Origin of the sequence: Legionella lytica (assembly GCF_023921225.1) — a bacterium.
In the GTDB taxonomy this organism is placed as follows: domain Bacteria; phylum Pseudomonadota; class Gammaproteobacteria; order Legionellales; family Legionellaceae; genus Legionella; species Legionella lytica.
In genome coordinates this window covers 1,482,766-1,499,090 of record NZ_CP071527.1, presented here as the reverse complement: position 1 = coordinate 1,499,090, position 16,325 = coordinate 1,482,766, and the positions used below count along the sequence as shown (strand labels likewise).

The following is a 16,325-nucleotide window of genomic DNA, read 5'->3' as shown; positions in this document are numbered from 1 at the left end:
TAACCTGCATAACGCAACCAAACTCGAGCTCAACTCTCGGATTGCGCAGCGTTCCATCCAGGCTACAACAGCATTAGGCACTCTACTATTTACCCTACGCCCTTTAACTTTGGCTTAAGATTAGGCGATTTTTTAAATCAGGTAAAGGAGCTTTTTATAAAAATAAGATCAAAGATGGATGAAAAAAAAGCAAGGAATAACGTCTTAATTAAACACAACCCGCATGACAACAACGTCTAATACGGGCTACAATTTGCTGTAATAATCAATATGCTCAATTACTTAGAGCCGCTCCCTCATTAGCAATAACCGCATCAGCCAACTCTTGAACATGCTTTTCTCTTGCTGAAAGAGCAAAAAACCCATAAGATGCCGCACTCCCCCCCATAAGGCCTGCTGTAGTACCAACAATACTGGCAGTAACCATTGCCCATTGAAAACTACCTAAAAATGCACTAACAAGCGTGGTGATTAACGTGCCTGATCCTGGAATTGCTCCAGCGGCCAGTCCAATACCTAAACCAATCATTGCCCCCACCATACATCCAACAACAGCAGCTGCAAGACCAAGCACTACGCTAGCAAGCACCTTATTCCCTACACTCCAGTGCCTTCCACAACACATATTTTCTTTAACATAATCAGAAGCTGCGGCAAGAATGCTATCGGGGCTGGCATTCGGAGCATAAATTGCATTAAAAAAAGCGACTGTATTTCTTGCTACCATCAATGCTTTTGAATTTTGAATAAGACTAATATTTTTTCCTAAACAAATTTCAAAACTCAATTCTTCCTTTAGTATTGAAGTTAACGTCTGCAATTTATGATAAAATACATTGTTTGCAGGAGTTCTATCTAAAGCTTTGCACAACTCCAGGAAATAAGCATTCATGCACAAAGAATTAATGGCTATGTAAAGCTGCTTGCCATGTACTGCTGCCTTATTAAGGCTTTTCTGACATTCAGTATGAAAATTATCTAAACCAGTATGTCCCTCTGCAAAATAAGCTTGAGCATAATCTTTGAGTTCTTGAACTAAAACATCGTGTTCTGGGTGAGTTGTTAAATAGGTATCAAGTATCAAAGTAAAATTACAATAGTGCTCTAGATCTGTTTTCTTATAATTATAATATGCGTGAGTCACCCCATAAAGAACATGTTCTGGAACAGCGGCGATCAATTGAGCATGGCGCCAATTAATTACCTCCAAGCCATTTTTTTCTTTATTATTTGCAATAAGATGCCCACCGTAATGAATATTTCGCTCTTCAAAGGGAATAGTCCTACTTTTTACCCAAGTAAGCACCTTATTATAGGCATCAGTTTGTTGACGGCGTAAAGTGTCTTCATCAGAATATACATCATAACCATCCGCATGAAGAATAGCCCTCATCTTCGTCGCCCCAAGTTCAAACAGTGCGGGATGCTCTACCTCAGGCCTAATTTGTCCATTATGCTGAACATCATACCAACCCGGTAAAGCCTCAACTTGAACTATTGTGGCAGCATGGAATTTGGGAATGAACGCGTCCCAGCCTGCAGACCCCAAACCTTTCTCGTGCAGGGTCAAATGAGCGTGTTTAACCAAATCACAATCACTTAGATCATGCACCATATTCGCGATTATTAAATTGCCGCCAATTGCTGTGGACCAACGAAAGTTACGAGGGACCAGCTCATGCAAATCTACCGTAATGCGAACCCGAGCTCTTAAGTCCGGATCCGCTTGAATTTTCTTAATCGCCAATAAAGCAGAAAAACAGCCCTGTGAATGAGCAATGAAATTAATTTGAAACGTTTCTGTATTATCTAACGATTCAACTTCCTTTTTTAAGTCACTGATAAATTTATCAGCTATACTTTGTATTCCACTCGCAAATAGTCCTCCGTGACTCTGGCAGCCATCATATGCCAGTAAGCTTGTCTTACTAACATTAAGGATAGAACGAAGGTTCTCATAGAGCTTATCATTTTTGAGAATATAATCCGTACCACAAAAAAAACCGATTATCATTTTCGTCATAAATAATGCTACCGTGCTGGAAGTCTGTGGCCATTTTAATCAAGGTAGCGTATGCTAACCTTAACTCGAGAAATTTTCACCTTTCTTCAATAAATTCATGCAATTATTAGGCAAGTTACACTCGAATATCGTCCAAAATGTTTTTATTTTTCTCGTTCTGATTCACTAAAAACCCAAATGAAACACTTTGTGTCGCGTACAAAATAAAACCATTTTGTGTAGAGAAAATCAATAACTAAATAAGAACAAAAACAGGAAAAAATTCTGGTTGCAACTTCAATGCGATTGGGTATAGTTAGTGCATTTACAAAAATTACAGGAAGTCATCTATGTATACCGGGCCAAACTACCAATTAGGCGAAACTTATGATCTTTTAAGAGACAGCGTTCGTCAATTTGCGCGTACCGAAATCGCTCCTCTAGCCGCAGAAATCGATGCCAGCAATACTTTCCCTAATCATTTATGGCGAAAATTAGGTGATATGGGCTTATTGGGTATAACCGTCAGTGAAGAATATGGGGGAGCCAATATGGGTTATCTGGCTCATGCCATCGCAATGGAAGAAATTTCTCGCGCCTCCGCTTCTGTCGGCCTAAGCTATGGTGCTCACTCAAATTTATGCGTCAATCAAATTTATTTAAATGGAAACACTACGCAAAAAGAGAAATATTTGCCTAAACTTATTAGCGGAGAATATGTTGGCGCTCTAGCAATGAGTGAATCCAATTCAGGCTCTGATGTAGTCAGTATGCAATTACACGCTCAAGCTTCCGGCGACAAATTCATCCTCAATGGCACCAAGATGTGGATTACCAATGGTCCTGATGCAAATGTTTTAGTTGTTTATGCTAAAACAGACAAGCAGGCAGGAAGCAAAGGCATCACAGCGTTTTTAATTGAAAAAGGAATGCCCGGATTTAAAACCGCTCAAAAACTAGATAAGCTAGGAATGCGTGGTTCAAACACCTGTGAATTAGTCTTTGAACAATGTGAAGTTCCTGCGGAACAGGTTTTAGGCGAAGTAAATCAGGGTGTTAAAGTATTGATGAGTGGTCTTGACTACGAACGTACTATTCTTGCGGCAGGTCCCGTAGGCATTATGCAAGCTTGCATGGATGTTGTTCTACCTTATGTGCATGAACGCAAACAGTTTGAACAACCTATTGGTGAATTCCAATTTATCCAAGGCAAATTGGCTGACATGTATACAGATTTGAATGCAAGTAGAGCCTATTTATATGCAATTGCTAAAGCCTGTGATAGTGGGAACGTCAGCCGCAAAGATGCTGCGAGTGTGATTTTGTATACTGCAGAAAGAGCAACACAAATGGCTTTACAGGCAATTCAAATTCTAGGTGGCAATGGATACATTAATGAATATCCAACGGGTCGTCTATTACGTGATGCTAAGCTGTATGAAATTGGGGCTGGCACTTCTGAAATCAGAAGAATGCTTATTGGACGTGAACTTTTTAAAGAAACAGCATAAGGAATATCGACATGGATCAGAATGATATAGTAATTGTTGCAGCCAAAAGAACGCCTATGGGAGGTCTATTAGGCACTCTTTCTGCACTTAGCGCACCAGAATTAAATGCAATTGCTCATAAAGCAGCTTTAGAGCAAGCAGGTATTAACCCTGCTGAAATTGAAGAGGTAATTAGTGGTTGCGTACTCCAAGCAGGCATTGGCCAAGCACCAGCAAGACAAGCAGCAATCAAAGCGGGCGTGCCTGATTCAGCAGGTGCTACTACCCTCAATAAAATGTGTGGTTCTGGGATGAAAGCAGTGATGCTAGCCCATGACTTAATTAAAGCAGGTTCAGCAAATATTGTTTTAGCTAGTGGTATGGAAAGCATGAGTAATGCCCCCTACCTATTACCTAAAGCACGTGCCGGATACCGTCTAGGACATGGGGAAGTTAAAGACCATATGTTTCTTGATGGGCTTGAAGATGCCTACACTCGTGGCCAGCTCATGGGATGTTTTGCTGAAGAAACTGCTGCTCATTTCAACTTCAGCCGCGAGCAACAAGATGAATATGCAGCTCAATCAATGAGCAAAGCAATAAAAGCCATTGAAAGTGGGGCTTTTGCTGAAGAAATTGCAGCCGTAACCATAAATACCCGTAAAGGGGATGTCAGTGTAACTACTGATGAAGGCCCTGATGCGTCAAAACTGTCTAAAATTGCGCAATTAAAACCCGCATTTAAAGCAGACGGTACCGTTACCGCAGCAAACTCAAGCTCTATTTCTGATGGTGCAGCTAGCTTAATTCTAATGACTGCCGCTCAAGCAGAAAAACGTGGTATTCGTCCATTAGCTCGCATTGTAGCTCATGCAACTCATGCACAAGCCCCACAATGGTTTACTACAGCGCCAATCGATGCGATTCGCAAAGTAATGAACAAAGCAAATTGGAAGCAAAGTGATGTAGACTTGTATGAAATTAATGAAGCATTTGCGGTAGTTGCTATGGCAGCGATTCAACAACTTGAATTAAATCCAGAACAGGTTAATATTCACGGCGGAGCTTGTGCTTTAGGCCATCCAATTGGTGCATCAGGTGCCCGTATTTTAGTTACTCTACTACATGCTCTGAAGCATCAAGGTAAAAAACGAGGTATTGCTGCATTATGTATTGGTGGTGGTGAAGGAACAGCAATGGCGATTGAGTTGATATAACATCTGCTTAAAACACCTTTACCAATGCTCATCAGAAGTAACCCGTGTTAGACGAAGTCATAATACGGGATGTAGTGGCACAGTAACCCGTATTATGACTTCGTCTAATACGGGCCACGTACCCTGCATCGTTGATAAAAATAATAACCTTTAAAGGAAGTACATGCTAAGACAAAGTCTTATCTACCTGGGACTTAGTATCCTGGTAGTCATATTTGCAAAATACGCTCATCTTGTTGTCGTTTATGTTGATATGTTTTTTACTTATGTAAACGTAAAATTAACGCCTATTTTCAGTCAAACTGGCTGGGGACTGGTCATTCGTAAAATCCTCGTATTAGTGCTACTGCCTGTTACTCTAACAGCAATTCCAGCACTCTTATACAAAGCAATTAAAGGCAAAGAGATGCCTCACTTTATTGCAATCACATGGACCATTTGGACGGTAATCGTTTTAAGCGATATTTTGGTGCGCTAAGGACTAAAGCATGGCAAAAATAATCAGTCAAATTAATACTGGCAGTCAAGAGTTCAGAGAAAATCAAGCCGCGATGCAAGCATTAGTTGATGATCTACACCACCACATTCAACACATTGTACTTGGTGGTGATGAGAAGGCTCGTGCCCGACATTTAAAGCATGGTAAATTGCTACCCCGGGAACGCTTGCAACAATTGCTTGACCCAGGAAGCCCTTTTTTAGAGCTTTCTCAGCTAGCAGCTTATCGCGTGTACGATGATGTAGTACCCGCTGCAGGAATCATTACCGGTATTGGCTGGGTTTCGGGCGTGGAATGTGTGATCGTCGTTAACGATGCAACGGTTAAAGGTGGTACCTATTACCCGCTCACCGTTAAAAAGCATTTACGTGCGCAAGAAATTGCGCAGATGAATAACCTGCCCTGTATTTATTTGGTTGACTCTGGTGGTGCCTTTTTACCCCTCCAAGACGAAGTATTTCCCGATAGAGACCATTTTGGTCGCATCTTTTTTAACCAAGCACAAATGTCCGCGCAAAACATCCCGCAAATTGCGGTAGTGATGGGCTCTTGTACTGCGGGAGGTGCTTATGTGCCAGCAATGGCTGATGAATCCATTATGGTAAAAAAACAAGCCACGATTTTTCTAGGTGGACCACCTTTAGTAAAAGCTGCTACTGGAGAAGTCATTAGTGCAGAAGAATTAGGTGGCGCCGAAGTACACTGCCGACACTCAGGCGTATCCGACCATTATGCCGAAGATGATGCACATGCATTGCATCTAGCCCGAGTTGCGGTTACAAATTTAAATCGGAAAAAAGAAATAACATTAAAACGAATTGAAACCATTGAGCCCCTGTATGACTGTAAAGAACTTACTGGAATTGTTCCTTCCGATCCGAGAAAACCTTTTGACATACGTGAAATCATTGCACGTATTGTTGATGGCTCTGAGTTTGACGAATTCAAAGCGCTTTTTGGTACTACCTTAGTCTGTGGTTTCGCTCATTTATATGGCTATCCGGTAGGAATTATTGCCAATAATGGCATCCTCTTTAGTGAAAGTGCTCTTAAAGGAAGTCATTTTATTGAACTGTGCTGCCAAAGAAAGATCCCATTAATCTTCTTGCAAAATATTACTGGATTTATGGTTGGCTCTAAATACGAGGCTTCAGGTATTGCCAAACATGGCGCCAAAATGGTGACGGCAGTTGCCAATGCGAATGTTCCTAAATTTACCGTAATTGTTGGTGGAAGTTTTGGTGCAGGGAATTATGCTATGTGTGGACGCGCCTATTCACCGCGCTTTATCTGGTCCTGGCCCAACTCACGAATTTCCGTAATGGGGGGTGAGCAAGCAGCAAATGTTCTCGCGCAAGTCAATCGCGATAAGCTAGTGAAACAAAGCCATGAATGGTCCATAGAAGACGAGGAGCTATTTAAAAAACAAATGCGCTCTCAATATGAAACTCAAGGTCATCCCTTCTATGCTAGTGCGCGCTTGTGGGATGATGGTGTGATTGCCCCCCAAGATACACGTAAAATATTAGGCTTAGGCTTGTCTGCAACACTAAATGCACCCATTGAACCAACACGCTTTGGCGTATTTCGCATGTAAGGGATAACACGTGAGCGACCTATTATTTGAAATTCAAGAGCATCTTTGTTTACTGACACTAAATCGTGTCAGCAAACATAACGCCTTTGACAATGCAGTACTCGCAGAAATGCAAACTAAACTTGATGCAGCAATAGCTGATCCCCAAGTACGCGTTATTATTGTTAAAGCAAATGGCAAACATTTCTCTGCTGGTGCCGATCTCGGTTGGATGCAGGATATGGCGCGGTTTAGCGAAGAAGAAAATCTCAATGATGCCATGGTCCTCGCCCGTTTGATGTTTACCTTAAACCAAAGCCCAAAACCAACGTTAGCAATGGTTCATGGCGCAGCCTTTGGTGGTGGTGCGGGACTTGCTGCAGCCTGTGATATCGCCATCGCAGCAACTTCTGCGCGCTTTTGTTTTTCAGAAGTAAAACTAGGGTTAATTCCTGCCGTAATTAGCCCTTATGTGGTGAAAGCCATTGGTGAACGCAGTGCGAAAGCTTTATTTATGAGTGCTGAGATATTTGATGCCAATAAAGCCCTAGCATTAGGCTTAGTACAACACTGTGTTGCCGAGGAAGAATTATTAGAATTCACCTTAAATTATGCTCAACAAATTAGTCATAATGCTCCAGAAGCCGTGAAAGCCTCTAAAAACTTGGCAACTCACGTGGCTAATCAACCGATTAACGAAGAATTACTTTATTATACCGCATCATTGATTGCTAAAAAGAGAGTATCGCCTGAGGGACAACAAGGTCTTAATGCATTTTTAAATAAAGAAACACCTAACTGGAATTAGAGGCTTGCATGTTTAATAAAATTCTTATTGCTAACCGCGGAGAAATCGCCTGCAGAATCATCAAAACAGCACGCTCGATGGGCATTCATACTGTAGCGATTTATTCTTCAGTAGATAAAGACAGCCTGCATGTACGTAGTGCTGACAGTGCCTATTATGTTGGTGAAGCAGCAGCTAAAGAAAGCTACTTAAATAGTGCGGCCATTATTCGTGTTGCAAAAGAAAGTGGAGCTCAAGCCATTCATCCAGGCTATGGTTTTTTATCTGAAAATCCCGAGTTTGCTCAAGCATGTGAGGCAGCAGGTATCGTCTTCATTGGTCCCTCAGTCGCCGCTATGGAAGCCATGGCTTCCAAACAATTAGCCAAACAACTTCTGGAAAAATCTAAAGTCCCACTGACTCCAGGTTATCACGGTAGTGAACAATCCGAAGCACATTTGCTGAACGAAGCAAAAAAAATTGGCTTTCCCGTTTTAATTAAGGCAGCGAATGGCGGTGGCGGTAAAGGCATGCGTACCGTTCATTCCGAAGAAGAGTTTAGTACCGCTTTAGCTGGTGCCAAGCGTGAATCGATGGCAAGTTTTGCTGATGATACAATGATCATTGAAAAACTGGTTTTACATCCACGCCATGTTGAATTACAAATTATGGCAGATAACCATGGTAATGTGGTCCATATTTTTGAACGTGATTGTTCCATTCAACGCCGCCATCAAAAAATTATTGAAGAAGCTCCAGCCCCGAACCTCTCTCCTGCTTTACGTACACGGCTAGCAGATGCAGCATGTGAAGTTGCACGCTCCATACAATACCGTGGTGCAGGAACCGTAGAGTTTTTGGTCGACTCCCAAGAACAATTCTACTTTATGGAAATGAATACTCGACTACAGGTTGAGCATCCCGTTACGGAAATGATTACTGGCCTTGATTTGGTTTCCTGGCAATTAAAAATTGCTGCCGGCGAGCCTTTGCCACTTGCTCAAGAAGAAATTAAAGCTCAGGGGCACTCTATTGAATGCCGTATTTATGCTGAAGACCCCTATCATGAATTCATTCCTTCTATAGGTCAGATTCACTTTCTAAAAGAACCTAAAGGTGAAGGCATCCGTATAGATACTGGCGTTGAACGCCTCTCCCAAATTACTATGTATTACGACCCGATGATCGCCAAACTTATTACTTGGGGGGCAAATCGTGAAGAGGCATTACAACGCTTAGAACAGGCTCTCGGTCATTACTATATTGGTGGCTTAAAAACGAATATTCCCTTTCTTAAAGCAATATGCCAACATCCCAAATTTAGCCATGCCGAATTAAGCACAGACTTTTTAGCTAAAGAATCGATTCAATTAGCAGCTCCTGATAAAGAAATTGCACTGCTTATGACGGTGAGTTTTGATTATTTGAATACCATCAATGAAATTGCTGACCCTTTATTACGTGACGCATTTTCCTGGCAAGCTCAGGGCTTAGGAAATTGGGTATACCGCTATCAGGATGCCGAAAAACGAATTGATGCCTTGATTACTCCCATTAATGCCAGCCAATTTAAGGTAAAAATTAATGAACAAGAACATTGTCTTCGCGTATCCTTAAACGAGATGCAACTGACTATTGAATTAGATCAGAAAAAATATACGGCCATAGTTGAAAATACAAAAGATACTTTGACCTTATATACCACTGAGGGCCAAATTACTTTTGTACGATTTAATTGGAATACTCTAGGTGCACAATCATCAACACACAAAGGTCAATTAACCGCACCAATGCCTGCAACTGTAGTAGCTATACTAAAAAATATAGGTGAGCAAGTGAAAGCAGGGGATCGCCTGATTGTGCTCGAAGCCATGAAAATGGAACATACTATTCATGCCCCAAGTGATGGGATTCTCGCTGATATTTTTTATGCAGTTGGTGCACAAGTTAATGAAGGTGAAGAACTATTATCATTAAGCGACCCTAATTAATTCCTAGATTAGAGCTACTACCTGATCAGGACTACAACGGCGAACACAAAGAGATAAATATGGACTATCCGCAGCGCGTGACAATTATAGAAGTAGGACCACGTGATGGACTACAAAATGAATCTGCTTTTGTGTCCAGCAAACATAAAATAGAGTTAATCAATGCATTGAGTCAAACTGGCTTAGAATACATTGAAGTCACCAGTTTTGTTTCTGCAAAAGCAATTCCTCAGCTAGCAGATAATGAAGAGGTCTTCCGTGCGATCAATAAAGCACCTTCGATACATTATTCAGCTTTGGTACCCAACGAACGGGGAATGCAAAAAGCTTTAGAGGCCGGCGTCAAAGAAATCGCTGTATTTACCGCCGCCAGTGAAGCGTTTAATGAGCGCAACATTAATTGTTCTATTAATGAAAGCATCGAGCGTTTTAAACCTGTTATTACATTAGCTAAAGAACAAAACATCAAAGTGCGAGCTTATATTTCATGTGTTTTAGGTTGTCCTTATGAGGGAAGTATCTCCCCGGCCCAGGTAGTTGATGTAGCCAAAAAACTCTGGGATTTAAGTGTAGATGAAGTCTCTTTAGGTGATACGATTGGCGTAGGTACTCCTAAACAAACTCAATTACTTTTAGATCAAATACTTAAAATCTTACCTTTAAATCAATTAGCAATGCATTTTCATGACACTTATGGGCAAGCGATAGCTAATATTTATGCCTCATTACAACATGGAGTACATCGTTTTGATAGTTCTGTTGCCGGTCTAGGTGGTTGCCCTTATGCCTTGGGCGCTACGGGTAATGTGGCAACGGAAGACGTTTTATATTTAATGCATGGCTTGGGAATAGAAACCGGCGTTGACGTATTTAAAATCGTTGCTGTAGGCGATCTCATTTGTAAGATCCTCGGCCGAAAAAACCAATCAAAAGTTGCCAATGCCTTATTGGCAAATCCCTGTAACTAAATGGGGCTGTTTGAATTTCTACTATCTTGGCCAAAACGACATGATTTTCTGTGCTTCACTGCTCATATACTATGTATACTGCACTTCGATGCTCGAAAATCATGTCGTTTTGGTTCAAGCTAGCGGAATGTAAGCAGTCTCTAATAATAGAGAATTAAGCATGAGTGAGCTCGTATGGAAACCTCAAAACCCTAAAGCTACTAGAATGTGGCAATTTATGGATTTTGCCGCAGAAAAGCATTGCCAAGTATTTGAAAGCTACCAGGATTTACATACCTGGTCCATCAAACATCCTGACTCATTTTGGTCTACATTATGTGATTTCTTTCACTTAAAGTTTGATACCCCAGCCCATCAAATCTTAAATTATTACAGCGAAATGATGGAGGCTCGTTGGTTTTCTGGAGCTAAATTAAATTTTGCGCAAAAACTCTTATCCCGACGAGATGACCACATTGCATTAATCAGCAGAAATGAGAATAATGACCGGCATGTAATGAGCTATGCGGAATTATATGCCGCAGTAGCACAATGTGCTGCAGGCTTACAAGCTGCCGGAGTTATTACCGGGGATCGGGTTGTCGCCTTAATGCCGAATACACATTACACCATTATCGCTATGTTAGCAGCAACGTCACTGGGCGCGATATGGTCTTCATGTTCGCCGGATTTTGGCACGCAAGCAGCAATGGATCGATTAGGGCAAGTTGATCCTAAAGTCCTATTCATTTGTGATGGTCATCAATATAACGGTAAAAAATTTAGTGGTGCAGAAAAAATTAAGCAACTTAGCACCTCAATTAGCTCACTAAAACATACGGTCATCTGCCCTAATATTAATGAACGAATGGATTTAGCGGACCTACCTAAGGTCAGCCACTGGGATGAATTTCAAAAGCCTGCTAAAGAATGTGAATTTGCCTCTGTCCCCTTCGAACACCCTGTTTATATTATGTTTTCTTCCGGTACTACTGGAAAACCTAAATGCATCGTCCATGGAGCAGGTGGAACCTTAGTTCAACATATTAAAGAATTAGGATTGCATACAGATTTACAAGCGAAAGATAATTTATGCTTTTATACGACCTGCGGCTGGATGATGTGGAACTGGACCGTTTCTGCTTTAGCATTAGGTGCTACCCTAACCTTATATGAAGGGTCACCAACCTACCCCGAAAGTAATCGTCTATTCAGACTACTGGAAGAAGAAAAAGTTACTGTTTTTGGTACTAGTGCTAAATTTATTTCTAGCGTTGAAAAAGCTGGGTGCAAACCGAAAGAAGAATTTGATTTAAGCACGTTACGTTGCATTCTATCCACAGGCTCGCCTTTGCTGCCGAAGAATTATGACTATGTATACGAACAAATAAAAAGTGATCTCCAACTTAGCTCTATTTCTGGTGGCACCGATATTATTTCATGTTTTGCTTTAGGCAATCCTATGCTGCCAGTTTATCGCGGTGAATTACAGTGTCTAGGTTTAGGAATGGCTGTGGAAGTTTTTGATGAGGAAGGAAACTCAATTCAAGAAGAACGTGGCGAATTAGTATGTACTATGCCCTTCCCGTCAATGCCTGTAGGTTTTTGGAACGACAAGCATCGCGAATTATATCATCGCGCCTATTTCAATCATTTTCCAGATGTTTGGGCTCATGGTGATTTTGCAGAAATAACATCACATCACGGTCTAATTATTTACGGCCGCTCTGATGCAATATTAAACCCAGGCGGAGTCCGCATAGGCACAGCAGAAATTTATCGCCAAGTCGAAAAAATTGATGAAGTGCTCGACAGCATTGTCATTGGCCAAGACTGGGAGGATGACGTCCGTGTCATTCTATTTGTTAAGCTACGTGAAACAATTGATTTGGATGAAGCGTTAATGAATAAAATACGTTCAACTATTCGCCAAAATGCCTCGCCACGTCATGTCCCAAGTAAAATAGTGCAAGTGACTGACATACCACGCACTATTAGTGGGAAAATAGTCGAGGTCGCTGTTCGACAAGTAGTTCATGGTCAACCCGTAAATAACTTGCAATCACTTGCCAATCCCCAAGCACTAGAAGAATTCAAAAATCGAAAAGAGCTTATCAGTTAAGCACTTCATAGCTACCTCTGTAGGTCGGGCTCATGGCCCGACGTTTCTCATCTAATCACTAAAATCAAATAAATACATCATTGTGGATTTGCAAAAGACTTGGATAGCGTGAGGAGCGGAAATGTCGGGCCATGAGCCCGACCTACTCTATTTTAACGCGGTTAAACAGTGACAGTACAAACAAACGCATTCGCGTAATTATCACCCGTTTTAACAGTATTAAGTATTTGGTCATTATTAGTACTAAACTTTCCTTGTCCTAAATAGAAAAAGCGATAGCCACATTCTAAAGGAATACTATCAGGTGCGCTCATAAAACGAAGGCTTGCCCCTACCGTTGCAGAAAATGTAGTGTTATTACGGCCGGAAAAAGCTTTGTCAGGAATGACATAAGAAGCCAATGCCATTTCTTTGTAATGGCTTGCGCTCATGAAATTTGGACCAATACCAGCGTCAAAAGCTAATTTCAGTTTTTCTACTTTGGTATCAAGCACTGTTTTAGCAACAAAATAAAGAGGAATGTGTTGCACTTTATAGCGATAAGAAAGATTGGTAAATTCGTCTTCCTGGATAATATCACCACGAACCGTGGTCTGACCTAAGAAAAAGGCATCTATTCCATAGGAAATTGGAAATTTGCCCTGAATGACTGGGCCATCAAACAAATACCCCAACCCAACCAGGCCATTACCTTGATTGTGAGTTGTTACTGTATAGCGATTACCTATTAAATTTTCAGCAATATGAATCGTTTGCTCCTTTCCTTGAATGACAGAATAACCGCCGATTTGAGCAAGAAAATGACCTTTAAAAGCTGAGCTAACAGCCCCCATTGATCCTGCCAATGATACTGAACAACTTAAAGTTGATAATAATGCAACGACTGCCGTACTGTACTTTGTGTTACGCAAATACATGGTACATCCTTGTGAAAAAAGGAAAAATCATACAATGTAGCGAACTATTCTGGCAATAGATTTATATATAATCTATGTGGTTTTTAAAATTCTCTGTCTTGTAACTGCCAAAATAATCCTTTGTTTCAGCAAGTAGTTTGTGTATAATTCTAAGCACGGCGTCGATTTGAAATTCAGCTTGCGGACGCTCAAAAAAGATTTCTTTTTTGAAAATACGGCTAAAGCGGGTAGTGTAAACCATTCCCTCCAAGCCATCCCACAAGCATAAAATACATAATCTCAGGTTATAACAATGATTGAATTAGTAGGATTAAATAAATCCTTTTCTGGTAAACCTGTTTTACAGGACATTAACCTATTCATCCAAGAAGGTGAGATTTTTGGTATCATTGGCAAAAGTGGTGCTGGAAAATCTACTTTATTAAGATGTATGAATCTATTAGAACGACCTGATCAAGGTGATGTCATCATTGATGGCCAATACCTAACCAGTCTTTCACGCAAAGATTTAGCTCGGGCACGCCATAAGATGGCGATGATCTTCCAACAATTTAATTTGCTTAGCTCAAAAACAGTCTATGACAATATTGCCCTGCCCATGCGTATTCAGGGTATAGATGAAGAAGCCATTCGCATTAAAATTGAAGAGCTACTTCCTATAGTCGAATTGTCCGATAAAAAATTTGCTTATCCAAGCCAACTAAGTGGTGGTCAAAAACAACGTGTAGCAATTGCACGTGCCTTAAGCTGCTCACCTAAAATTTTGCTTTGTGATGAAGCAACATCAGCCCTAGATCCTGAAACTACCGATTCCATTTTAACTTTATTAAAAAAAATTAATGGCCTCTATGGAATTACCATAATTCTTATCACCCACGAGATGGATGTAGTAAAACGCATTTGCAAACGGCTTGCTGTCATTGAACATGGCCGTTTAACCGAGACCACCTCCCTGGCCAATGTGTTTAATAAAAAAGACAGTTTAGCCCGCAGTATGCTCTATGCTCAATTGAGTCCAGAACTTCCAGAATGCTTAACAAGCCGGCTCGCTACCTACGTTACCGATAAACCTTTACTACGTTTATTTTTCCAAGGCGAAGAAGCTACTGTCCCATTCATTAGCCAAACTAGTCGTGAATTAAATCTGGATATCAATATATTACTTGCGAACATCGATCGTTTTGATACGGTAACATGTGGCGTGCTAATCGTTGAATTAACCGCCCACCCATTATTACTCGAAGCATTCATTGAGCGCTGTGAGCAAGCAAAACTAACTGTGGAGGTTTTAGGTTATGTCCTTCCCGATGGCATATGATTTATTAATTGCAACTGCTGAAACGCTCTATATGGTCGTTACCAGTACTGTATTTGCAGTATTGCTTGGACTACCGTTAGGTACCTTATTGTATTCATCTAATCACATAAAGCACATGCCAAAACTACATAAATCCTTATCTGTTTTTATTAATATGGCGCGCTCTATACCCTTTATTATTTTATTAGTGGCAATTATTCCTTTTACCCGCCTCATTGTAGGGACTTCAATTGGTATGAATGCAGCGATCGTTCCCTTAACGTTAGGCGCCATCCCCTTCTTTGCTAGACTTGTGGATAATGTCTACCAAAGTTTACCCAATGGACTGATAGAAACGGGTTATGCGATGGGCGCCAATACAAAACAAATTATTTTCCATATCTTACTTCCCGAAGCAAAACCAGCCTTAGTTCATGCAATTACTGTTACTGCAATTACCTTGGTAAATTACTCTGCAATGGCCGGAACAGTAGGCGCTGGAGGGCTTGGCACTTTGGCTATCAATTACGGCTATCAACGTTTCGATGCAGGAGTCATGCTCGCAACAGTAGTTGTATTAATTGTCATGGTGCAGTTAACTCAAATGTTTGGTGATTATTTAGCAAAACGTTTTGTACATAATTAATTATTGGAGTTGTTGATGCGGATTTTAACTTATATTGTTTTATTATTTAGTCTGGTTGCATGCAATAAGCCCTCTCCTAATACTCTAGTCGTAGGAGCAATTGCAGGGCCTGAAACAGAACTCATCGAAACAGCAAAAGAAGTCGCCAAAAATAAGTATGGAATTGATATTAAAATTGTTTCGTTTAACGATTACAACTTACCTAACGAAGCATTACAAGATGGTAGTCTTGATGTTAATGTTTACCAGCACCTCCCCTATCTTCAAGCTGCGGTTAAGGCGCACCATTATAATTTAGAAGCAATTGGCCGCACCTTCGTTTATCCCGTAGGAATTTATTCTAAAAAGTTCAAAAGCCTAAATGACTTGCCTGAAAAAGCAGTGATTGCAGTACCTAATGATCCAAGCAATGAGCTACGTGCATTACAATTATTAGAGAAAGCCCATTTAATTACTTTAAAAAATAATGAAAGCAGTGGATTAAAAGACATCGCTACGAATCCTCATAACTTTCAATTTAAAGAAATGGATGCGGCACAATTACCAAGAGTACTCCCTGATGTAGATGCTGCAATTATCAACACTACCTTTGCACTACCTGCAGGCTTAACACCATCCCATGATGCGCTCTTTAGTGAAGATAAAGATTCACCTTATGCCAACATCATTGTAATTCGCAGCGATAGCCCCAAAAAAGCACAGCTGGAATTATTTGTGAAAGCTTTAAACTCTGATGAAGTAAAAGAAAAAGCAAAAACTCTATTTGGTGATGCTGCCATCCCTGCGTGGTAAATCATTAACCTGGCTTGATTGCCTGGAAGACTGAATTACCGT

13 protein-coding genes are annotated in these 16,325 nt (G+C 40.8%); 11 read left to right on the top strand and 2 right to left on the bottom strand.

Annotated features, from left to right (window positions below; translation table 11 throughout):
- Window positions 1-274: 274 nt before the first annotated feature.
- Window positions 275-2,023, bottom strand: coding sequence for a hypothetical protein (locus J2N86_RS06700; protein ID WP_252582087.1), 1,749 nt, complete (start codon window positions 2,021-2,023; stop codon window positions 275-277).
- A 329-nt stretch (window positions 2,024-2,352) separates the two neighbouring features.
- Here J2N86_RS06700 and J2N86_RS06695 point away from each other — a divergent pair, with 329 nt between their 5' ends.
- The 8 genes from J2N86_RS06695 to J2N86_RS06660 all read left to right on the top strand — a co-directional run bounded on the left by J2N86_RS06695 (window position 2,353) and on the right by J2N86_RS06660 (window position 12,631).
- Entirely contained in the window at window positions 2,353-3,513 is a 1,161-nt protein-coding gene (locus J2N86_RS06695; protein ID WP_252582084.1) for an isovaleryl-CoA dehydrogenase, read from the top strand.
- 11 nt (window positions 3,514-3,524) lie between these two features.
- Window positions 3,525-4,709, top strand: coding sequence for a thiolase family protein (locus J2N86_RS06690; protein WP_252582083.1), 1,185 nt, complete (start codon window positions 3,525-3,527; stop codon window positions 4,707-4,709).
- Between the two features lie 163 nt (window positions 4,710-4,872).
- The gene (locus J2N86_RS06685) at window positions 4,873-5,187 is read left to right on the top strand and encodes a hypothetical protein (protein ID WP_133137322.1); all 315 of its coding nucleotides are present in this window, start codon (window positions 4,873-4,875) and stop codon (window positions 5,185-5,187) included.
- 10 nt (window positions 5,188-5,197) lie between these two features.
- On the top strand, window positions 5,198-6,805 hold the full coding sequence (locus tag J2N86_RS06680; protein WP_252582081.1) for a carboxyl transferase domain-containing protein: 1,608 nt from the start codon (window positions 5,198-5,200) through the stop codon (window positions 6,803-6,805).
- A gap of 10 nt (window positions 6,806-6,815) precedes the next feature.
- Complete coding sequence (locus J2N86_RS06675) at window positions 6,816-7,592, top strand: enoyl-CoA hydratase-related protein (RefSeq protein WP_252582079.1); 777 nt, start codon at window positions 6,816-6,818, stop codon at window positions 7,590-7,592.
- Between the two features lie 8 nt (window positions 7,593-7,600).
- Complete coding sequence (locus J2N86_RS06670; RefSeq protein WP_252582077.1) at window positions 7,601-9,562, top strand: acetyl/propionyl/methylcrotonyl-CoA carboxylase subunit alpha; 1,962 nt, start codon at window positions 7,601-7,603, stop codon at window positions 9,560-9,562.
- Window positions 9,563-9,621: 59 nt separating this feature from the next.
- Window positions 9,622-10,530, top strand: a complete 909-nt coding sequence (locus tag J2N86_RS06665) for a hydroxymethylglutaryl-CoA lyase (protein WP_252582074.1) — start codon at window positions 9,622-9,624, stop codon at window positions 10,528-10,530.
- A gap of 160 nt (window positions 10,531-10,690) precedes the next feature.
- Window positions 10,691-12,631: an acetoacetate--CoA ligase gene (locus J2N86_RS06660; protein ID WP_252582071.1), complete on the top strand. Its 1,941-nt coding sequence runs from the start codon at window positions 10,691-10,693 to the stop codon at window positions 12,629-12,631.
- A gap of 161 nt (window positions 12,632-12,792) precedes the next feature.
- On the opposite strand, the gene J2N86_RS06655 is transcribed toward J2N86_RS06660, so the two are convergent.
- A complete protein-coding gene (locus J2N86_RS06655) occupies window positions 12,793-13,548 on the bottom strand; it encodes a hypothetical protein (RefSeq protein ID WP_252582068.1) in 756 nt (251 codons plus the stop codon).
- 292 nt (window positions 13,549-13,840) lie between these two features.
- On the opposite strand from J2N86_RS06655, the gene J2N86_RS06650 reads away from it, so the two are divergent.
- Genes J2N86_RS06650 through J2N86_RS06640 form a run of 3 tightly spaced genes read left to right on the top strand, consistent with a single transcriptional unit; the run spans window position 13,841 to window position 16,283 of the window.
- Window positions 13,841-14,866, top strand: a complete 1,026-nt coding sequence (locus J2N86_RS06650) for a methionine ABC transporter ATP-binding protein (RefSeq protein ID WP_252582066.1) — start codon at window positions 13,841-13,843, stop codon at window positions 14,864-14,866.
- Window positions 14,844-15,491, top strand: coding sequence for a methionine ABC transporter permease (locus tag J2N86_RS06645; protein ID WP_252582063.1), 648 nt, complete (start codon window positions 14,844-14,846; stop codon window positions 15,489-15,491). Before J2N86_RS06650 ends, J2N86_RS06645 begins: the two co-directional genes overlap by 23 nt.
- A 15-nt stretch (window positions 15,492-15,506) precedes the next feature.
- Window positions 15,507-16,283, top strand: coding sequence for a MetQ/NlpA family ABC transporter substrate-binding protein (locus J2N86_RS06640; protein ID WP_252582060.1), 777 nt, complete (start codon window positions 15,507-15,509; stop codon window positions 16,281-16,283).
- The last annotated feature ends 42 nt before the right edge of the window (window positions 16,284-16,325 follow it).